The sequence below is a fragment of the Bradyrhizobium sp. 61 genome, assembly GCF_023073075.1.
Lineage (GTDB): Bacteria > Pseudomonadota > Alphaproteobacteria > Rhizobiales > Xanthobacteraceae > Bradyrhizobium > Bradyrhizobium barranii.
This window is the reverse complement of record NZ_JADPIU010000056.1, coordinates 98,181-118,329: the sequence shown is the minus strand read 5'-3', so window position 1 is coordinate 118,329 and position 20,149 is coordinate 98,181. Positions and strand designations below refer to the sequence as shown.

The 20,149-nt window shown below is 62.0% G+C and carries 14 protein-coding genes and 1 pseudogene; 11 read left to right on the top strand and 4 right to left on the bottom strand.

Going from position 1 to position 20,149, the window contains the following annotated elements; all coding sequences use genetic code 11:
• The first annotated feature begins 50 nt into the window (after positions 1-50).
• The 7 genes from IVB46_RS20270 (at position 51) to IVB46_RS45105 (ending at position 8,221) form a co-directional block, all read left to right on the top strand.
• Positions 51-1,601 carry an oligosaccharide flippase family protein gene (locus tag IVB46_RS20270; RefSeq protein ID WP_245328605.1) on the top strand — a complete coding sequence of 517 codons (1,551 nt, stop codon included), beginning with the start codon at positions 51-53 and terminating at the stop codon, positions 1,599-1,601.
• Between the two features lie 3 nt (positions 1,602-1,604).
• Positions 1,605-3,443 carry an asparagine synthase (glutamine-hydrolyzing) gene (gene asnB, locus IVB46_RS20265; protein WP_063982144.1) on the top strand — a complete coding sequence of 613 codons (1,839 nt, stop codon included), beginning with the start codon at positions 1,605-1,607 and terminating at the stop codon, positions 3,441-3,443.
• A 225-nt stretch (positions 3,444-3,668) separates the two neighbouring features.
• Positions 3,669-4,532, top strand: a complete 864-nt coding sequence (locus IVB46_RS20260) for a glycosyltransferase (RefSeq protein WP_247343339.1) — start codon at positions 3,669-3,671, stop codon at positions 4,530-4,532.
• Between the two features lie 103 nt (positions 4,533-4,635).
• Positions 4,636-5,259 (top strand): acyltransferase, encoded by a 624-nt coding sequence (locus IVB46_RS44905; RefSeq protein WP_063712108.1) that lies wholly within the window; start codon positions 4,636-4,638, stop codon positions 5,257-5,259.
• A complete protein-coding gene (locus tag IVB46_RS20250; protein ID WP_063982146.1) occupies positions 5,249-6,097 on the top strand; it encodes a class I SAM-dependent methyltransferase in 849 nt (282 codons plus the stop codon). Before IVB46_RS44905 ends, IVB46_RS20250 begins: the two co-directional genes overlap by 11 nt.
• A gap of 2 nt (positions 6,098-6,099) precedes the next feature.
• Positions 6,100-7,032, top strand: a complete 933-nt coding sequence (locus IVB46_RS20245; protein WP_247309718.1) for an SDR family oxidoreductase — start codon at positions 6,100-6,102, stop codon at positions 7,030-7,032.
• The gene (locus tag IVB46_RS45105; RefSeq protein ID WP_063982147.1) at positions 7,025-8,221 is read left to right on the top strand and encodes a glycosyltransferase family 1 protein; all 1,197 of its coding nucleotides are present in this window, start codon (positions 7,025-7,027) and stop codon (positions 8,219-8,221) included. The genes IVB46_RS20245 and IVB46_RS45105 overlap by 8 nt, the downstream gene beginning before the upstream one ends.
• Here the strand turns inward: IVB46_RS45105 and IVB46_RS20235 are convergent.
• Positions 8,218-8,361 (bottom strand): hypothetical protein, encoded by a 144-nt coding sequence (locus IVB46_RS20235; RefSeq protein WP_244436787.1) that lies wholly within the window; start codon positions 8,359-8,361, stop codon positions 8,218-8,220. The genes IVB46_RS45105 and IVB46_RS20235 overlap by 4 nt on opposite strands.
• Before the next feature lie 889 nt (positions 8,362-9,250).
• A pseudogene (locus IVB46_RS20230) lies at positions 9,251-9,387 on the bottom strand (SDR family NAD-dependent epimerase/dehydratase); the annotation flags it as partial.
• A 385-nt stretch (positions 9,388-9,772) separates the two neighbouring features.
• On the opposite strand from IVB46_RS20230, the gene rfbF reads away from it, so the two are divergent.
• Together rfbF and rfbG are read left to right on the top strand one after the other, a co-directional pair.
• Positions 9,773-10,543: a glucose-1-phosphate cytidylyltransferase gene (gene rfbF / locus IVB46_RS20225; protein WP_038957498.1), complete on the top strand. Its 771-nt coding sequence runs from the start codon at positions 9,773-9,775 to the stop codon at positions 10,541-10,543.
• Positions 10,540-11,613 carry a CDP-glucose 4,6-dehydratase gene (gene rfbG, locus IVB46_RS20220; protein WP_080584045.1) on the top strand — a complete coding sequence of 358 codons (1,074 nt, stop codon included), beginning with the start codon at positions 10,540-10,542 and terminating at the stop codon, positions 11,611-11,613. Before rfbF ends, rfbG begins: the two co-directional genes overlap by 4 nt.
• On the opposite strand, the gene IVB46_RS20215 is transcribed toward rfbG, so the two are convergent.
• Positions 11,577-13,394: a chloride channel protein gene (locus IVB46_RS20215; protein ID WP_247309720.1), complete on the bottom strand. Its 1,818-nt coding sequence runs from the start codon at positions 13,392-13,394 to the stop codon at positions 11,577-11,579. The genes rfbG and IVB46_RS20215 overlap by 37 nt on opposite strands.
• 660 nt (positions 13,395-14,054) lie before the next feature.
• Here IVB46_RS20215 and IVB46_RS20210 point away from each other — a divergent pair.
• Positions 14,055-16,679 carry a M10 family metallopeptidase C-terminal domain-containing protein gene (locus tag IVB46_RS20210; RefSeq protein ID WP_247309722.1) on the top strand — a complete coding sequence of 875 codons (2,625 nt, stop codon included), beginning with the start codon at positions 14,055-14,057 and terminating at the stop codon, positions 16,677-16,679.
• 109 nt (positions 16,680-16,788) lie between these two features.
• Here IVB46_RS20210 and IVB46_RS20205 read toward each other — a convergent pair whose 3' ends face one another.
• Complete coding sequence (locus tag IVB46_RS20205) at positions 16,789-18,762, bottom strand: acyltransferase family protein (RefSeq protein ID WP_157789144.1); 1,974 nt, start codon at positions 18,760-18,762, stop codon at positions 16,789-16,791.
• Positions 18,763-18,889: 127 nt separating this feature from the next.
• On the opposite strand from IVB46_RS20205, the gene IVB46_RS20200 reads away from it, so the two are divergent.
• Positions 18,890-20,122 carry a class I SAM-dependent methyltransferase gene (locus tag IVB46_RS20200; RefSeq protein ID WP_208087796.1) on the top strand — a complete coding sequence of 411 codons (1,233 nt, stop codon included), beginning with the start codon at positions 18,890-18,892 and terminating at the stop codon, positions 20,120-20,122.
• Positions 20,123-20,149 lie beyond the last annotated feature (27 nt).

Sequence of the window (20,149 nt, the reverse complement as noted above, 5' to 3'; positions counted from 1 at the left end):
TGATCGGCGCGGTAGCGAAGGCGTTGCGGGGTGAAGGCCGGGTGGCTGGCATGGCGTTAAAGAAAAGACCGCCCGATCTGCTGGGGAATTCGGCGTGGAATGCGGTGGCCTTCGTCGTGGCCGTGGTGCTGAACCTGGCCATCCTGCCCTTCGTGATCGCTCGCCTCGGTCTCGCCGCGTTCGGTGTCGCGGGTCTTGTGACCGCCTGCGTTGCGCCCGCGCTCGTGTTCAGCAACGCACTCGGACTGTCGACGGCGCGAGAGCTTGCGCTGCGACTGGAGCCATCCGACCGCGATGATGCGCGGCGCCTGTTTGCAACGGCGATCGCGGTCGCGACTGCTGCTGGCGGCCTGATCACCATTTTCTTTTGGGTTGCCGGAGCCCCGCTGGCGCGTCTCGGCTTTCATCTGGCAGGTCCCGCGGCCGACGATCTTGGACTGGCCTTCGCATTGGCCAGTGCGGGCTGGTTGTGCCAATGCGTGTCGGCGGTCTTCGTGTCGTTGTTCACCGCGCGGCAGGACTATCGCCGGATTGCCTCGATCGGCATTGTCAGCACATTGATCTCGACGCTTTCGATGCTGCTGCTCATCCCCGCCGCGCCACATGCCTCGACTTTTCTCGGCTGTCAGGCGCTCGGGTTTGCAACCGGTCTGCTGATGGCTCTGGTCTGGTCCCGTGGCATGGGCCAATGGCTCGCTCCGCCCGCGCTGCACCGCGAGGCGCTCGGCAAATTGGTTCGGCTGGGCGGTTGGCAAGTCGCCGCGCAGGGTGGTGCGCTGCTTGCGGGGCAGGCCGATCGATATTTGCTTGGCGCGCTGCTGCAACCGCAATTCGTCGGCTTCTACGGTGTTGCGCAGCGTCTGCAGGAGGCGACCTATATCGGCATCCTCAAGGTCGGGGAGATCCTGTTTCCGTTCTTCAGCACGTTGCAGAAGGAGAGCGAGGATCGCAAGGTCGATCTACTGTTCCGATCGTCGTGGATTCTGAACGTCCTGGCCGCAAGTGCCCTTGGCGCATTGATCCCCGTGGCCGGTCCGCTGCTGCATGTCTGGACCGGTGCCGAGGTCGCGGCCGAGGCTGCGCGGGTGCTCGTCGTATTGGCGATTGCCGGCATCCTCGGATCCAGTGCGAACGTGTTCGGCTTTTATCTGCTGGCGCAGGCACGCTCGCGCTCCAACGCGCTCATCGCGCTGGTTACCGGTGTCGTCACCCTCGTCACTAGTGCGATCGTCCTGCCAAGCTTCGGATGGCAAGCCGCAGGCTGGAGCGCCTGCGCCGGCATGATCGCGCAGATCACGACCATCGTCGTGCTGTTGCGCCGCAGTTTTGATCTTCCCGGCATCTGGTCGCGCGTCGTCCATTGCGTACTGATGCCGCTTGGCATCGGAATCGCGACGGCGCTGGCGCTGCGCTACGGTCTCGACCGTGCACTGTTCCAGCTTGCGCCGTCCTGGTGGTCCGTGGGCGTCGTCTCGTCGCTGACAGCTGCGATCATCTTTGTCGTCGAAGTTGCCGCGTCGCAGCTCGGACCGTATCGAAATGCCTGCTGGCAGGACCTGCGGGCCATTGTCAGTCGCTTCGTGCCCCTGAAGGCCATCTAGGATATGTGCGGAATCGCCGGAATCGTCAATTTGCGCGGCAATGCGGTCGAGCCGGCCGACATCTCGCGGCTGACCAGCCTGATCGCGCATCGTGGTCCGTTCGGCGAAGGGATCTGGTTCAGTGCGGACCGGACTCTCGCATTCGGCCACCGGCGCCTTGCGATCATCGATCCCGGCGAGGGCGGCTATCAGCCGATGTTGTCGTCGGACGGCCGCTACGTCATTGTCTTCAACGGCGAGATCTACAATTTTCTCGAGCTGCGCCGCGAGCTCGAGGCGCAAGGCGCGGTCTTCCGCAGCCAGTCCGATACCGAAGTGATCCTGGCCGCATGGGAAGCCTGGCGGGAAGACATGCTGCCGCGCTTCAATGGCATGTGGGCCCTGGCGATCTTCGACACAAGCACGCGCGAATTGTTCCTCGCGCGCGATCGCTTCGGCATCAAGCCGTTGCTCTATGCGATGTCGCCGGAGCGATTTGTTTTTGCCTCTGAGCAGCGGGCGCTGGTGCGCAGCGGACTGATCGATGCTTCCGTCGACATGGACGTGGCGCGCCGGCTGTTGCTCGACGCCTTCGGGATCGAGGGAAGTGAACGAACCTTGTTTCGGCAGGTTCGCCGTCTGCAGGCCGGTCATTGCATGTGGCTGCGCCAGGGCAAGGTCAGTGTCCGCCGGTGGTGGCGGACCGTAGACCATCTGCCGGCCGTGCCGGTCACTGAAGCCGAGCGTGTCGATCGTTTCCGCGAACTGTTCCAGGATGCCGTGGCCTTGCGGATGCGCAGCGACGTGCCGATCGGAACCTGCTTGTCCGGCGGCTTCGATTCATCGGCGGTGATCTGCACCATGGCCGCGCACGAGCGGGCCGGGATGGGGCCGCGCGATAGCACCGCGTGGCGGCATGCTTTCGTCGCAACGTTCCCGGGCGCCTCGAACGACGAGAGGCCGATGGCCGAGGAGGCTGCGGCCTGGGCGAAGGTCGAGCCCACTTTCCTCGAAATCGGGCAGGGCGACGCGCTGACCGACCTCGACCGGATTCTCGACGACCTCGACGATGTCTATATCGGGTTGCCCAGCGCCGTGTGGCTCATCTATCGGCAATTGAGGCAAAGCGAGGTGACGGTGTCGCTCGACGGCCACGGGGCCGACGAATTGATGGGCGCCTATATGCAGGAAGGACAGGCGCTAGGGTTTCGGATCCGGAACGCGACGGAAGACCTAGCTTCGCGATCGTCGCTGGCGCGGTGCGGCGTGGATGTCCTGCGCATGCTGGCCCTAAAGCGCAAGGGCGTCTATTTCCTGCGTGGCGGCCTGCGCGATCTTCCCGCCTTGCTTCCGCTGGTCGCCGAGGAGGATGTGCTGCCGCGTGAATGGGGCGGCCTGAACCGGCGGCTGTACCGCATGTTTCACAGCACGGTGCTGCCCACCATCCTGCGCAACTTCGATCGTCTCTCGATGGCCCACGGCATCGAAGTCCGCATGCCCTTCATGGACTGGCGCCTGGTGACCTACACGATGGCACTTCCCGAGAGCAGCAAGTCGGCAGACGGCTATACTAAGGCGGTCGCCCGGCGGGCGATGGCCAATCTGATGCCGGAATCGATCAGGACGGCGCGCCGCAAGGTCGGCTTCAATTCGCCGATGCCCGAATGGTTGAACGGACCTTTGGCCGGCTGGATGGCAGATCTGCTCGACCAAGATGTGCCGGCGTTTGCCGAACTGGTGAATGAAGCTGCCTTGCGCAAAGCGGTCGGCCGTCTGACAGCGTCGAAGACGTGGGACTGGGAGGCGGTCGGGCGGATCTGGCCGTATCTGAACATGAAATGGATGTTGGCAAGGTACGCCTGAACGATGCGCCTTTTCCAAAATTACGGCCTTTACCCATCTTATCTGCCGCGGCTGAACCAGCTCGCGATGAGCACCCAAAGTTTCGCGGAACGTCGAGACGTGTTCCTAAATGATCGTTTCGGTGCATCGCATTTCCTGCAGCCGGTGCTCGATGGATCGCCGGAGGCCTTCTTCACCAACGGCGACGACGCGGTCCTGCAGCGCCGCTGGGCGCGTGAGCAGGGTATGTCGGGCGAGCCGACGCTCGAGGCCATCCTGCTTGCGCAGATCGAGCATCACGCCACCGAGGTGTTCTACAACCTCGATCCCGTGCGCTACCCGAGCGCGTTCGTCGCCAAGCTGCCGGGTTGCGTGAAAACCGCATTGTGCTGGCGCGCGGCGCCGTCGGGAAACGCCGATTTCACGGCCTATGCCGCCGTGCTTGGGAACTTTCCGTCGATTCTCGACATGTGGCGCGACAAAGGATGCCGAGCCGAGTCGTTCTTTCCGGCGCATGATCCGGTGATGGACGAGTATGGCCACGGCGAACGTCCGATCGATGCCGTCTTCGTCGGCGGCTACTCGAGGCACCATCGGGCACGTGCGAGGACGCTGGAGCAGGTCGCGCGTCTCGCGGGCGGTCGCAACATCGTGCTTTGTCTCGATGCGTCGCGCCTGACCAGGCTCGCAGAGAGCGCGATTGGACGATTGCTGCCGCTGCGACAGCACCGGCGTCCAGAGGCGGTCGCCAAAATTGCCCAGCCGCCGGTGTTCGGGAGAGATCTCTATGACCTGCTCGGCTCGGCCAAGATTGTGCTGAACGGCGCGATCGACATGTCGGGCAGCGATCGCGGCAATATGCGTTGCTTTGAGGCGATGGGATGTGGCGCGTTGCTGGTGTCGGACGCCGGGCGCTATCCTGGGGGAATGGATTCCGAGACAATCGTGACTTATGCGGGCGGCAGCGACTGCCTTGCCCAGATCGAGACGTCCCTAAACAACTGGACTGAGATCAAGGCCAAGGCCGAACGAGGTCGAGCCGCGGTCCGAGATTTGTATAGTAAACAGCAGCAGTGGGCTCTATTTAGAAGCCTCGTGAGCCGTCTCTAGGAGCAAGCATGCACGTCGGTGGATTTGCCGTGACGCTCATGAGTGATGGCGCAACAGCGGTCGGCCGCGCTGTGACCGATGTTGCGAGGGCAAGGCTGGTGTGATGGCTGCTTCACTCCCAATCCGCGGCTTGGATATCCTGCTGGGGTGGAAAAGCTGGCGATCCGGCACGGTCACGCTCGGGCGGGGAACGTCGGTGGCTTGGCGGCGGCTGCGTCGTGTTCGGGGCAACCGGCTGACGATTGGCGACGAGTCTATCGTTCATGCCAATATCATTTTCGAGGACGGAGGGGCTGACATTCGTATTGGCAGCCGGACCTATATTGGTCTGTCCAATCTGATCTGCTTTCGCAGCGTCTCAATCGGAGATGACGTGCTGGTATCGTGGGGCGCCACCATCGTCGATCACGATTCGCATAGTCTAGAGTGGGATCTGCGACGCAACGACGTACGTGATTGGGCCCGCAACCAGAAGGCCTGGACTCACGTTCCCACCGCACCGGTGGTGGTCGCCGACAAGTCGTGGATCGGATTCAATGTCACTGTTCTGAAGGGAGTGACGATCGGGGAGGGCGCCGTCGTTGCTGCGTGCTCCGTCGTGACGCGCGACGTTCCGCCTTATGCTCTCGTTGCAGGAAACCCGGCGCGCGTCATTCGCATGCTGAATGCTAACGACTCGGCGGAACGACAGGCTCTCGCACGGGAGCTCCGCTCGGATGACCGGTGATCGACAATTCCGAACGTGGGAAGAAGCCGTGCTCTGGCTGCGCAATCAGCCGGATCAGGGCCAGCTCGTGCGTGACGCCTTCTATGACGATCCGCTGGCTGCGGCTGCAGAGCGCTATTTTCGAGGCACCGAATGGCAGGCTGTTGCGGCGTTGCTGTCCGGTCGCTCCGGCTCGGCACTTGACGTCGGCGCCGGTCGCGGCATTGCGAGCTATGCACTGGCCCGGAGCGGATTTGAGGTGACCGCGCTCGAGCCCGATGGCAGCGCGATCGTTGGCGCTGCGGCAATCCGCGATCTCGCGGCGCAGGCGAAGCTGCCGATCCGCGTGGTCGAGGAGTTCTCCGAGCGCCTGCCGTTCGCCGACAGAACGTTCGATGTCGTGTTTGCGCGTGCCGTGCTGCATCACACGCGCGATCTCGAGGGTGCCTGCCGCGAGATGTTTCGTGTGCTCCGCCCCGGCGGCATGCTGATCGCCGCGCGCGAGCACGTGATCAGCAAGGAAAGCGATCTTCAGCAATTCCTCGATCAGCACCCGCTGCATCACCTCTACGGCGGCGAGCATGCCTACCTGCTCGACCGCTATACCGGCGCGCTGAAATCGGCCGGCTTTGCCGTCGAGACGCTGGCGCCGCTCCAAAGCCCCATCAATCTGTTCCCGTATACGGCGCAGACGCTGCGATCCGCGGCGGTCGAGAAGTTGACGCGGAAGATTCCGGTTGCTCCGCTGTGGCGCGCCGCGTTTGCCTCGCAGCGCGTGTTCGCCTCCCTGCTCTCGTTTGCCGAGCGCTTCGACCACCGGCCTGGCCGGCTCTATTCGTTCGTCTGTCACAAGGTCTAGCGATGTCGATGTGGGTTACCGGCGCGAACGGGTTCATCGGCCGCCATCTCGTCCGCGAGCTGGCGGGCAGCGGGCATGCGGTGCATGGTGTCGGTCATGGTGCACTCGATCCGGGCGATGCGCGGGGGCTCGGCTTGCAGACCTGGATCAATGGCGAGGTCGACGCGGCCAACCTGAATGCGCTCGCTGCTGCGCACGGACTGCCGTCGCACGTCTTCCACCTCGCCGGTGGATCGTCCGTCGGATTGTCGATAGAGCGTCCGTTCGAGGATTTTTCGCGGACCGTAGCCAGTACGGCGCGCCTGCTTGAATGGCTTCGAAGCTTTGCGCCCGCGAGCCGGCTGGTGGTGGTGTCGAGCGCGGCGGTCTACGGTGCCGATCACACCGGTCCGATTCCCGAAAGCGCGGCGCTGGCGCCGATGTCGCCCTACGGCCACCACAAGCGGATGATGGAGCAGCTGTGTCACAGCTACGTCCAGAGTTTCGACGTTCGCTGCATGGTCGTGCGATTGTTCTCGGTTTACGGTCCCAACCTTCGCAAGCAGGTGCTCTGGGATATCTGCTCGCGGCTGCGGAGCGAGCAGCGCACGCTTAATCTCGGAGGGACGGGGGCTGAGATCAGGGACTGGACCGACGTTCGCGACGTCGTTCGCTTGCTGGCGCGCGTCGCGGAAGCGCCGTGGCAGAACGATTTTGGCGTGATCAATGGCGGCTCGGGGCGCGGCGTGAGCGTGGCCGAGATTGCCAATGGCCTGATCGGGCATTGGGGGAGCAGCACGGCCCTGCAGTTTTCCGGCGTCGCGCGCCCGGGGGATCCGACGAGTCTGCTGGCCGACAACGGGCGCGTACGCGATATGAATTTCAATTGGCGCATTCCGCTGGAGCGGGGCCTCGCCGACTACGTTGAATGGTTCAGGGGCCAGGCCCGTGCCTGAGGCGGCGCCGGTGCGGATCGCATTCACCAACATTCCACGCCGCCTATGGGCGGGAGGCTACAACTATCAACGCAACCTGTTCGATACGCTCAACAGGTACGCGCCCGGCGCCGTGACGCCCGTGCTGTTTGCTGGAACGGCCGATGATGCCGAGGAGATTGCGGCGCTGGCAGGTATTCCCGCCGTCGAGGTCGTGCGCTCGCCGGTGTTCGATCACGCAGCGACTGGTCTTGCCCGTGCGACGGATCTCGCCCGCGCGATCGCCTTTGGCCTGGACGGACCCGCCGTCGCCGAGTTCAGGATTCGCAAGATCGACCTGGTGTTCGAATCCGCGCGCTTCTTCGGCTGGCGCCTGCCGTTACCGGCGGTCGCCTGGTTTCCGGATTTCCAGCACCGCCTGCTTCCGCATCTTTTCTCCAGGAGCGCCTATTGGCGGCGTGATATCGGCTTTCGGGTCCAGCTTGCGTCCGGCCGCCACATCATGTTGAGCAGTGCCACCGCGCTCGGCGACCTCAAACGATTTTATCCAAGCTTGTCGAACGGTGTCTCCGTGGTCCGGTTCGCGACCGAGCCGCCGGCCGGCCTGCTGACCACGAATCCGTCCGAGGTGATCGCAAGCTACGGCTTGCCGCCGCGCTATTTCTATCTGCCAAACCAGTTCTGGCGTCACAAAAATCATCAACTCGTCGTCGATGCGCTCGGCCTGTTGAAACGCCGGGGGCTGGACGTCGTGGTCGCGGCGTCGGGGAGCCCGCTGGACTTCCGCGAGCCCGATCTTTTCGACACGATGATGCGGGAGGTCGATGCGCGCGGCCTGGAGAAGAATTTTCGGCACCTCGGAATGATTCCGCTGGACCATGTCTACGCGCTCCTGCGCGCATCGGTGGCGCTGATCAATCCGTCGGAGTGCGAGGGGTGGAGCACCACCGTCGAGGAGGCAAAGTCGTTTGGTGTCCCGATGCTGCTGTCTGACCTCGATGTGCATCGCGAACAGACCGAGGGCCGCGCCCGGTATTTCGGTATTCGCGATTCTGCGGCCTTGGCCGATCACATGGCAGAGGCCGCGCAATCAGCGGATCCTGCGACCGTCCGGAGGCTGCTGCCTGACGTCGAGCAGCGCGTGAAGGCGTTCGTTGCGGATTTCGTCCGGCTGACCGCGGACGTGATGCAGAATGCGGGAAAGCGCTAGTCGGTAGCTGCCTGCTGCGCGAAGATGCTTCGCGGCATCACGTACCGGAGCAGGAAGAGAATCGCGGTGCCGTGGGTGAGCATGGCGACCGAGAGAGGGGTGTTGAGCAGCACGTGAGGCAGCGTGCTGCAGGAGATCAATACGAAACGCTGCGGCAGCCTGATGAAGCACGGTTGCGCAGGGCCAGGACGGCGAGTGTGCCTGATGGGCCTTCTGCCCGCGCGCTACCGGCTACCGCTGATGCACTGGTGCCTTGAACGGCGCGTAAGCCGGGACCCGCCTGCTCGCGCCGGCGTGCCTTCCTGGGGAATTTACGGGTTGCTGTCCGCGCGTGAAGGGCGTTGAGCCAATTCCGACAGTTGCCACACTAGCAAACATCAATCGGGAGGTGCGCTAGTTCGATTTTGGAGCATTCATTCGAATCTGCGGAATTGCGCCATTTGCAGATAGTTCCGCGCGCGGAACGAAGATACTGCTTGGACGTTCCTCGAGTGCAGGCGGACACTGAATTCATACTCAATCGGAACCCGCTATTTATCGGTCCAAACAGCAGGCTGCTTTAGTCAGAAGTTCTCCATTACGTCGCCGGTGCAGCACGCGGTGATTTGTTCGGCTGCGATGGTAGCGGGCGTGAGGCTTGCGCTACTCGCCGTGTTCAGCCTTTTCGACTACCTGATAGAGAAGCGGATGTACGCGAATTGTGTAAGAGCTTACCAGCAGTCACCGATCTGCTTAGCCGAAGACCGAGCTTCACGGCTTCCAAAGCGGCCGTAGCCTAGAACTCAGCTGCTCTACATAGCCGTCGATCGCGCTCCGCAACTTTGCGGCGTTGGCGCCGTGAGCGCGACGCTTGAAGACCAGGTAATTGCGCAGCCCGCCGAGTTCGGCGCGGTCTGCTGGTGATGAGGACACCGTGCAGTGCCAGCGGATTGGCGCTGGCGCGGGTGTCCTGCGGCAGGCAGCGGCTTGAACACCAGCTTGGAGCGCGAGCCCGAGGGCTCGATGACCTTCTCGGCGCGCTCGCGGATATTCGCTGGTTGTGGCCTGGCAGATTCGCGTTTTCGGTCGCTTGGCGAGGCCTAGCATGTTGATGACGTCCTGCACCGAGGTCTTGTTGGTCTGCACGGGGCGCACTGGTAACGAATTGGCTCGGCTGAGCAGGCCAAGGTTGACGGTAGCGTCAACGGCACCTTATAGTAGTACAATGATGTCGTGCCGGACCGCTCGAACAGAGCGATGTGGCGCCGGCTGCCGGTGAATTGTCTGTCAGCTGACCCGTCCTTGGCGCTAGCCTCGAGCGGCCTTTCGCAGGCGTGCTACCCGATGAAGCGCTGCCCCCGAGCCCACGAAGATTCGGCAGTCTCATAGCCATTTAACGGCACGATCGGTTCTCGGAGAGGCTGTCAGCGTCATGCGGCTATACGGGAAATGCCAAGAGGGTTGCTCCAGCTGAGATATTGCCTTTAAACCTCTCGCTGAGATGGATTTTCCCGGTTGCCGCCGGTTTGTATAGAAGTTGCCAAGAATGCGTGTTCCCGACTGGAGAGATCAATGAAGGTCGTAATTCTTGCCGGAGGTCTCGGCACCCGTATCGCCGAGGAAACCAGCACCCGTCCGAAGCCGATGGTCGAGATCGGCGGCCGTCCGATCCTCTGGCACATCATGAAGATCTACAGTCATTATGGCTTCAATGACTTCGTGATCTGTCTTGGTTACCGGGGCTACATGATCAAGGAGTACTTCGCGAACTACTTCCTGCACATGTCCGACGTGACATTTCATATGGCCGAAAACCGGATGGAGGTGCATCGCGAAACCGCCGAGCCCTGGCGCGTCACGCTGGTCGACACCGGCGAGGACACCCAGACCGGCGGGCGGCTGAAGCGGGTGCTTCCTTACGTCGCGAACGAGCCCTTCTTTGCGTTGACCTATGGCGACGGCGTTGCCGACATCGACCTCGCCGCCGAGATCGCTTTCCACAAGGCGCATGGGCGGCGCGCCACCGTCTCGGTGGTGCGACCTGCAAAACGCTTCGGCGCGGTTGCGATCGAGGGTGATCGGGTCGTCAATTTCGAGGAGAAGCCGAACGACGACGGCGGCTGGATCAATGGCGGCTTCTTCCTGCTGTCGCCGTCGGTCGGCGAGCTCATCGCAGGCGACAAGACGATCTGGGAGCGCGAGCCGATGGAGCAGCTCGTGAGTGGGGACGATCTCCGCGCCTATGTGCATCCCGGCTTCTGGCACCCGATGGATTCGCTGCGTGATCGCAACTTCCTCGAGGGCGAATGGGCGAACCACCGCGCCAAATGGAGAGTCTGGTGACGGATCCCGCATTCTGGCGCGGCAAGAAGGTTTTTCTGACCGGGCACACCGGTTTCAAGGGGGCATGGGCCTCGCTGTTGCTGCGCCGCCTCGGCGCCAGCGTCTACGGCTACGCGCTCGAGCCGACGCATCCATCCTCGTTGTTCGTGACGGCGCGCATCGCCGACGAGATCAGGCAGCGCATCGCCGACATTCGCGATCTCTCCGCCTTGCGCGCCGCAATGACTGAGGCCGAGCCCGACATCGTCATTCACATGGCGGCGCAAGCGCTGGTGCGCCCGTCTTACGAGGAGCCGGTCGAGACCTTTGCGACCAATGTGATGGGCACGGTGCACGTGCTGGAGGCGGCACGGCAGCTGCGTTCGGTGCGGGTTATCCTGAATGTCACCAGCGACAAGTGCTACGAGAACAACGGGGCGGGCGTCGCCTTCCGTGAGGTCGATCGGCTCGGCGGCGACGATCCCTACAGCAACAGCAAGGCCTGCGCCGAGCTGGTGACGCACTCCTATCGCCACAGCTTCTTCAAGGCTCCGGGTGCGGCGCGCGTCGCGACCGCGCGGGCCGGCAATGTCTTCGGCGGTGGCGACTGGGCGCGCGACCGTCTCGTTCCGGACGCGATGCAGGCGTTCCTTGCGGGCGAGCCGTTGCGGATTCGCAATCCCAACTCGGTGCGGCCCTGGCAGCACGCGCTCGATCCGGTGCTGGGCTATCTGACGCTGGTCGAGCGGCTGGCGGCCGACGGGCGTTTCATCGGCGGCTGGAATTTCGGCCCTGACGCCGCAAGCGAGGTGCCTGTGGGAGCCGTGGTCGAACATCTGATCGCGCAGTGGGGCGAGGGTGCGCGCTGGACCGCCGACGCGGGCCCGCATCCGCACGAGGCCGCCTATCTCAGGCTCGACTGCGCCAAGGCACGGAGTGAGGTCGGCTGGACGCCGCGGCTCGATCTGACGCAGGGGTTGCGGCTCACCGTCGACTGGTACAAGGCGCTGCGCGAGGGCAGAGACCTGCGCAAATTCTCGCTCGACCAGCTCGATCAGGTTGTCGGCGCGTCGTCGAGGACGGTCGCGTGACGTGACGGCTCACGGCGGACGGGGCCGAAGAAAGCGGACCGCCGTGTCTCGACCGATCTCGCGGTGGCGCGAATGCGCAGGAGGTCCTTGCGGGCAACCAAGCCGACGAGATGCCCGGTCGCGCGCTCGACGATCGGCACCCGCCCGACGTCGGCCAGAACCATCCGATCGGCAACATGCGAGACGGGCTCGTCCGGATAGCCGAGCGTGAGCGAGCGGTCTGATGCGCAGTCGAACAGGGTGGCGCGACCATCGGCGCTTTCCGCGCGCCACCGCAGCACGTCCGAGCGGCCGACGAGACCGGAGACCCCTCCGCCGGCGTCGATCAGCGGATAGGACTTGTGACGTCGTTCCCCGTGGGAGAAAAACGATACCGCTTCGCCGACGGTCATGGTTGCGGGCAGGGTATCGACATCCTTCACCATCACTTCGCTCACGCGAAGCAGGTCGAAGGGGTCGATGCCGTATTCGCGCACGACGTGCTGGCCGCGCCGCGCGATCTTTTCGGTGAGGATCGAGCGCTTGAGCAGTAACACGGTGAGCGCATAAGCAGCGGTCGTGGCAATCAGAAGCGGTCCCATCATCGCAAATTCCCCGGTCAGCTCGACGGCGAACAGGATCGCGGTCAGCGGCGAGCGCATGGTGCCGCCCATCATTGCGGCCATGCCGATGAGTGCCCACGCACCATGCGGGCCCGGCAGCAGCTGTCCTTCGAGCCAGCCGGCGCAGCCGCCGAAAATGAGAAGCGGCGCGAGGACGCCGCCGGAGGTGCCCGATGCCAGGGCAACGATCCAGATCGCAGACTTCACGAGCAGGATCAGGACCGTGGCCGATACCGCAATGTTGTCGTTGAGCAGGTCGCCGATGATATCGTAACCGACACCGAGCGCGCGTGGCTCGATCAGGCCGCCGGCACCGACGAGCAATCCGCCGATCGCCGGCCACCACATCCAGTGAATTGGGAGATGGCCGAAGATGTCCTCGGCCTTGTACAGGAGGGTGGTCAGCAATCCCGATTGCAAGCCTGCCGCGATGCCAATGCCGACGCAGGCAAGCGGTCCCCACCACGGCAAATCGAGCTGGCCGGCGAACGGGAACAGCGCGCCGCTGCCGATCAGCCACGGTCGCAGTGCCGACGAGACCACGCAGGCGGCGATCACGGGAATCAGGCTGCGCGGCTTCAGCTCGAACAGGAGAAGTTCGACGGCAAGCAGGACGGCGGCGACCGGGGTTCCGAAGATCGCCGTCATACCCGCGGTCGCACCGGCGACCAGCAGCGCCTTGCGCTCGGCGGCGGTGAGGTGGAAGCATTGCGCGAAGAGAGAGCCGACGGCGCCGCCGGTCATGATGATCGGGCCCTCGGCGCCGAACGGGCCGCCGGTACCGATCGAGATCGCCGACGACAGCGGTTTGAGGACGGCGACCTTCGGCTGGAGACGGCTGCCGCCGATGAGGATGGCCTCGATCGCCTCGGGAATGCCGTGGCCGCGAATCCTCTCTGAGCCAAAGCGCGCCATCAAGCCGATGACGAGGCCGCCGAGGGCCGGGGCCGCCACCATCCAGACGCCGGGCTTCAAGCCCGACAGCGAGAGCGTCTGCGCGCTCAGCGTATGCAGCCATACCGCATTGGTGACGAGCGCGATGGCATGCAGCAACAGCCACGCCGTCGCCGCGCCGCCGGCGCCGACGAAGACGGCCATGGCGACCAGCATCAGAACACGCCGGTCTGTCGTGAAGTCGCCGAGGCGCGGCAGGGAATTGGCGGGGATGGAGCGTGGCATCTTGGTCCGATCGGAGAATAACGCAATTGTAATGATGACGGAGCCGGCCGCTCAGGCCGGACGGCGGCGAAAATATATCGTAAAGCGATATAAATCAACGGATCAATTCCTGGCGGAGGTAGGCTTGAAAGTCAGGTGACGGACCGTCTAGCGCGGCAGCTCCAGAATCTCGGAGATGCGCGCCTGCGAGGAGATCGCGTGATTCAGGCGCGCGCCCGACGCAGACCGCGAGATACGATTTGAGCAGGACGATGAGGCGAGGATGGCGCGCTCGATATCGGACGCAAGACCGGTCGGCCGGACCCCGGCGTTTGCACCTTCACCGACGCATTGAACCAGCCTTGCTGCTCCCATCAGCGCCGGCTTTTCCGACCGTGACAGGCACTCTTCTTCCGAAGAGCGGCGGATGCAGCTCGGCCATCGCTGTCAGAGCCCCACAAAGGCCAGCCGCGAACAGGTATATTCTCATGACTTCCCTACGCCGAAACCGAGATCTGGCTTCCACCCATGGTCCGTATAATTACGGAATCCGATACATGGCAGGTATTATGACCGAGGTGGCGCCGCGACCGCTAAAATTAAACCGAACGTATACCTCTGAAGCTAGAATGAGCATTCTGCGCCTTACGTCGAGCGTGCCTAGCTGCTCTGGAGAGTCCAATGGCCAACGCAGTCACGATCAGCAAGTCCAATAACAGCGATATCGACGGTATGCTGTCAGGCTACAAATGGTCGGGCACCATCACCTACAGCTTTCCCGACGCGCCTGGCGACTACGCGAATCCATACACGGGCGGCAACAGCGAGCCGACGACCTCAGGCTTTGCTTCAGCGCCCAGCCAGATGCAGGCCGCGATCAACTACGCGATCGGGTTGATCCTTGGCTACACCAACGCCAGCATCCAGTACGCAGGCACCAACGGCGCCGACGTCATGATCGCGCAATCGCCCTCGGCCAATCCGACCTCCTATGCCTATTACCCCGGCAACTATGCATCCGGCGGCGATGTGTGGTTTGGAACACAGTATAACTACTCGCTGGCCCAGCTCGGCAACTACTATTTCACGACCGCGCTGCACGAACTCGGTCATGCACTTGGCCTCAAGCACAGTCAGGAAACTGGCGGCGTCGCTAACGTCGCAGTTCCCACGGCCCACGACGACAGCGAATATACCGTCATGAGCTATCGCAGCTATGTCGGTGCTTCGACCACGAGCGGGTATACCAACGAGGCGTATGGATATCCGCAGACCTACATGGCCAACGATATCCTCGCGCTACAAACGATGTACGGCGCGAACTACACGACCCAGAGCGGCAGCACGGTCTACAGCTGGAACCCGGCGACGGGGCAGGAGTTCATCAACGGCGTCGGACAGCTCGCGCCGGGCGGTGGCGTCGGAGGCTCGGCCAACCGTATCTACGAGACGGTGTGGGACGGCGGCGGCGTCGATACCTACGATCTGTCAAACTACACGACGAACCTGGGCATCAATCTCAATCCCGGCGCGTCGTCACTGTTCTCGTCGGTGCAACTGGCCAATCTCGGCAACGGCCATTCCGCTTCGGGCAATGTCTACAACGCCTATCTCTACAACAACGACGCGCGATCCTACATCGACAACGCCACCGGCGGGGCCGGCAACGACACGATCATCGGGAACGTCATCGCCAACGCACTGAACGGCGGCTCCGGCAACGATACGATCACTGGCGGTGGCGGCAACGACACCATTATTGGTGGCGCCGGTACCGATACGGCGGTGTATTCGGGCAATAGGGCGAACTATTCTATTTCGTTCAATGCGAGCACGCAGACGTTCACCGTCACGGATTTGCGTGGTGCCTCGCCCGATGGCGTGGATACCGACACGGGCATTGAATACCTTCAGTTTGCAGATGGCACGGTCGCCAGCTCGTCGTTGATCCCTGTCACGATAGAAGCAATGGGCACGACTGCGCTTGTCCAGTCGGGCGGCCTCTACAATCTTAACCCGGTTGGCGCCGGCACAGGGCCGACGCTGAAATATCAGGGCACGGCTTATGTAGCCGGGCAGTTTGGTAGCTGGACTCCGATCGGAGTTGAGCAGATCGGCTCCGGCTATCAGGTGGCCTGGAAGGTGATTGGCGTCGATAACTATTCAGTGTGGAGCACCGATAGCAACGGCAACTACATCTCCAACGTGATCGGTGGCGTCTCCGGCTCAAGTGCTTCGTTGGCGTCATTCGAAAGCGCTTTTCACCAAGACCTGAATGGGGACGGTATCATTGGTTCACCATCGAGAACGGTGATTGAGTCCTTCGGATCAACAGAGCTGGTCAAGGTGGGTTCTAATTTCTATTTTGGCGAGGTCGGCAGCGGCAGCGTAGGCCCGGAGTTGACATACAACGGTTCGCCATTCGTGGACGGCCAGGCGGGCGGATGGACCCCGATCGGCGTCGAGCAGACCGGCTCCGGCTATCAGGTCGCCTGGAAAGTGGGCGGCGTTGACAACTATTCGGTGTGGAGCACCGACAGCAATGGCAATTACATTTCTAACCTGATCGGCGGCGTGTCGGGCTCAAGCGCCTCGTTGGTGTCATTCGAGAGCGGTTTTCATCAGGACTTGAACGGAGACGGAGTAATTGGAGCGTCGACGGCACTGACAGCGGTGATCGAATCTTTCGGTTCGACCAAGCTGGTCCAGGTCGGCAGTAATTTCTATCTCGACAACATTAGTAGCGGCGCGGGCCCAGAACTGAAATACAACAGTTCTCCATTTGTGGCGGGCCAGGCGGGCGGTTGGAGTCCTATCGGCGTCGAGCAGATCGGCTCCGGATATCAGGTAGCGTGGAAAGTGGACAGCGCCGATAACTACTCGGTATGGAGCACCGACAGCAATGGCAACTACATTTCCAACTTGATCGGTGGTGTGTCAGGGACAAACGCTTCGTTGGTGTCCTTCGAGAGCAGTTTTCATCAGGACTTGAACGGAGACGGGGTCATTGGTGCGTCGCCAGCACCGACGGCGGGGATCGAAGCTTTCGGCTCGAACAAGCTGGCCTCCGCTAAGTTCTATTTCGGCAACCTTGGAAATGACGGCGCTGGCCCTGAACTGAAGCAGGGTGGTTTGCCATTCGCGGACGGTCAGGCCGGCAACCTGATCGGTGGGGTGCTGGGCTCAAGCGCTTCGTTGGCCGCTTTAGAGAGCAATTTCCATCAAGACCTGAACGGGGACGGTGTTATTGGAGCTCTCCACGAGGCAGTCGTGAATGGGGAGCACCATTCGGGGTTCTTTTTCTAGTTGACCGGCGTTCGCGTCCTGCGTTCGTGAACCGGAACGTCTTGGCGTGGTCTCCCTGGGAAACGACAAAATCGCGGCAGCAGGGGGACTTGTGTCACGCGATCGCCATTCACCTTGCCGTCGATAGTGCGGTGTCCATCTTCTGGATCGCTTGAGCAGCAAGGATTGCGCCATTCGTTGTCAGATGACCGTAGTCCCAGGTGACCAGATCGCTGGTTGAGCCTGGAATTTTGGTGAGGCAACCTTCATTGTTGCAAAACAGCTTGATCAGGGAAATGTACCGCGTCCCATTCTCTCTGGCGACGCGTTCAATTCCGTTCTCGATGGCAAGTGTCTTGCTGAGGTCAATTTGCAAGCGGCCTGGCAACATATCCGATCTGTACTGCAGCCAAGATTGCAGCAGGCGCGAGGGAAGGCTCGGATCGAATCTCGGAGCAGGCCCAAGGACAAATATTTCGGCTACGCCGGCTGCCCTTATCTTCGCGATCGTGTCCTCAAGCATGGCTGCATACGCTGAGCCGGTCTTCCAATCGTTCGGATAATTCTGCCAGGCACCAAATAAGATGACAGTCTGGGCAGGATGTTTCCGAATTAGCTCGAAGACCGCCGCATTGCCGTCGCGACATCCCGACGACGCGGGCTCGCCAAGTCCGAGCAGGGGGGCGCAGCCATTTCTCGTGAGCTGCGAAATGCGCTCCGAACCGAAAACCTCCCGAAGACCAGGCGAAAGCCGCGCAGCATGCGAGTCTCCCCAGATCACGATCGCGTCGTTTCGATTTGTCTTTAGGCATACCGGCAGCAGCTTGGAAGTATCCTCCTCATTTCCGAGCCAGCACCCTGGATTGTAGGCATCCGTCTTGAAATCATAGCGTTCGTAGGCGAGAGCGGCTTGCAATGCGTCGGGTAGCCGGCTGGGGATTCCATGCGCAAATGCAATTGAAAAGCCGGCCAGTCCGACAACGGCAAGCGACGCGACAGCGCCCCGCGCGAGAGGCGAAAGTCGAAGATGCTTCTTGAGCGGCACTTCGACCGCCAGGTAAGTCAGGATTGCTAGACAGATGCTCGCAACCAAACACGCCGATGCCTGCCATGGCGCGAGTGTAGTGCCATTCTTGATGTAGGCGAAAACCAGGATTGGCCAATGCCATAAATAGAGCGGGTAGCTGATCCTGCCCAGGAAAACCATCAAGCCGCTACCCAGCGTCCGCGTCGCAAGTCTCGATGTTGCGCCGTAACGGATCGCAAGCATCGACCCGGCAACGATCGCCAACGCGAACTTGTTCGGCCAAGCCGCCTGGCCGATGCCAAGGAAGGCGACGAGCGCGATCATCGACACTCCAACGATGACAAAGATTGTAGAGTTGGCAGACTTGGCGCTTCCCGTTCTCATCACCGCCAACAAACCGCCCGCCGACAATTCCCAAGCCCGCGCAAGCGGCGAGTAGAAAGCTGCAGAGGTGTGGCCGAAATGGCTGAGACTCCAGCAGTGCAGAAGTGACAGCAGAGTAATGGCGAGAAGCATCCATTCCATTCGGAGACGGAATCTCACGCCGATCAGCATCAATACCGGCCAGACCAGATAGAACTGTTCTTCGACCCCGAGCGACCAGAGATGCAGGAGCGGCTTTGTCGATGCGGCAAGATCGAAATAGCCCGTTTCGGTCCAGAACAGCAAGTTGGGTAGGAATAAGGCTGCAGCGGCCACTTGTTTCCCCAGCGCTTCGAAAAGGCTGGGCGTCAAAAAGACCCAGCCGAAGCTCAGCGCGGTCGTGGTTACTAACAGCAATGCCGGAAACAGACGACGCGCCCTGCGCGCGTAAAAGCCCGCAAATGAAAAGTCATTTGCCAGAATGATGCCCGTGATCAAGAATCCAGAAATGACAAAGAAGATGTCAACTCCGACAAAACCGGCGGGGACAACTTCCGGAAAGGCATGAAAACCAAGGACCAGGAATACGGCGACCGCGCGTAACCCATCGATGTCGGGACGGTATATCGTCATAATCTCAACGCTGCTGCTGCCGATTCTTATAGCCCTAACATGCGTGGCGACGATAGGGACACGAAGAAGCGTGGCCAGCACTTGACTACCGGTCCTGTCGCGAGAAGCACTGGTTTCACTGGGCGGCGGTGGATATCAAATGGCACGTTTGCAATGTCGCGGACTTCACTTATAAGGCGACTTGCTTCCCCCCAATTTGGAACTATCCATGGCGCGTACAATCAAAGGTTGCGAGGTGTGCGGCGGGTCCGAACTCAAGGATGTTCTGGATCTTGGACGCCATCCGCTGTGCGACGATCTCGTGCCGGTCGGGAATCCGGCGATTCCTGAAACATATCCGATAGATATCGTCTTCTGTCCGACCTGTAAGACGGCTCACCAGGCGTATCAGGTTCCGAAACGGACGTTGTTTCCGAGTACGTACCACTACAGAGCACGGCACACCGCAGATGTGCTGAACGGAATGCGTCAGCTGGTGGAGCGATGCGAAAAGCAGGTCGGTTCACTTAAAGGTCTGTTGGTGCTCGACGTGGGGTGCAACGACGGCAGCCTGTTGTCGATCTTCAGGGAACGAGGCGCGAGAACCGTTGGCGTCGAGCCGACCGGCGCCGCCACAGACGCGAAACAGGCCGGCCACACGGTTTATCAGGACTACTTCGCGCCTTCGCTGGCTGAAAAGATTGCGGCAAGCGGTGGTCTGCCGGACATCATCACGTTCACCAATGTTTTCGCGCATATCGAGGATCTGCGCAGCGTTCTCTCGGCCGTCGGCGCGCTAATGGGGCCGAGCACGCTGCTGGTCATCGAGAACCACTATCTCGGCTCCGTGCTCGATCGATATCAATTCGATACCTTCTATCACGAGCATCCGCGCACCTATGGTTTGACGTCCTTCCGGTACATCGCCAAATCGCTTCAGGCTCGGATCGAGGCACTGGAGTTCCCGGCACGCTATGGCGGCAACATCCGCGTCATGATGCGGCGAGGCGACGGTGAGGAGCAGGCTGCTCCCGAACTCGCCAAGGTGGGGGCCGCGGAAGGCGGCTTCGAGCAGCGCCTGCTCGACATGGCGAAGCGGATACCTGCGTGGCAGAAGAGCAAGCGCGCCGAAATCGAAGCGGCCGTTTCTCGCCATGGTCCACTCGTCGGCAAGGCCTTTCCGGGCCGCGCGGCTATCCTGGTGAAGCTGCTCGATCTCGATCAGGCCACCCTGCAAGCGGTCTACGAGAAGCCAGGCTCGATGAAGATCGGAAACTACATCCCGGGCACCCGCGTCCCGATTCTTTCCGACAACGACTTCGACAAGCGCCCGAACCGGGATGTGCCGCTTCTCAATCTGGCCTGGCACATCTCCGGTGAAATTCACGGGTACATGCGCAAGCAGGGATATGACGGCCAGATCATCGACCTATTTTCGCCAGAGGAGTTTGAGCGGGCCTAGTGCTGCGCGCGACGGGAATGGCTTTGA

Bases quoted from the DNA above. Each gene is read 5' to 3' on its own strand.
- IVB46_RS20270 (WP_245328605.1), top strand. From the start codon at position 51: ATGGCGTTAAAGAAAAGACCGCCCGATCTGCTGGGGAATTCGGCGTGG.
- asnB (WP_063982144.1), top strand. From the start codon at position 1,605: ATGTGCGGAATCGCCGGAATCGTCAATTTGCGCGGCAATGCGGTCGAG.
- IVB46_RS20260 (WP_247343339.1), top strand. From the start codon at position 3,669: ATGTCGGGCGAGCCGACGCTCGAGGCCATCCTGCTTGCGCAGATCGAG.
- IVB46_RS44905 (WP_063712108.1), top strand. From the start codon at position 4,636: ATGGCTGCTTCACTCCCAATCCGCGGCTTGGATATCCTGCTGGGGTGG.
- IVB46_RS20250 (WP_063982146.1), top strand. From the start codon at position 5,249: ATGACCGGTGATCGACAATTCCGAACGTGGGAAGAAGCCGTGCTCTGG.
- IVB46_RS20245 (WP_247309718.1), top strand. From the start codon at position 6,100: ATGTCGATGTGGGTTACCGGCGCGAACGGGTTCATCGGCCGCCATCTC.
- rfbF (WP_038957498.1), top strand. From the start codon at position 9,773: ATGAAGGTCGTAATTCTTGCCGGAGGTCTCGGCACCCGTATCGCCGAG.
- IVB46_RS20215 (WP_247309720.1), bottom strand. From the start codon at position 13,394: ATGCCACGCTCCATCCCCGCCAATTCCCTGCCGCGCCTCGGCGACTTC.
- IVB46_RS20210 (WP_247309722.1), top strand. From the start codon at position 14,055: ATGGCCAACGCAGTCACGATCAGCAAGTCCAATAACAGCGATATCGAC.
- IVB46_RS20200 (WP_208087796.1), top strand. From the start codon at position 18,890: ATGGCGCGTACAATCAAAGGTTGCGAGGTGTGCGGCGGGTCCGAACTC.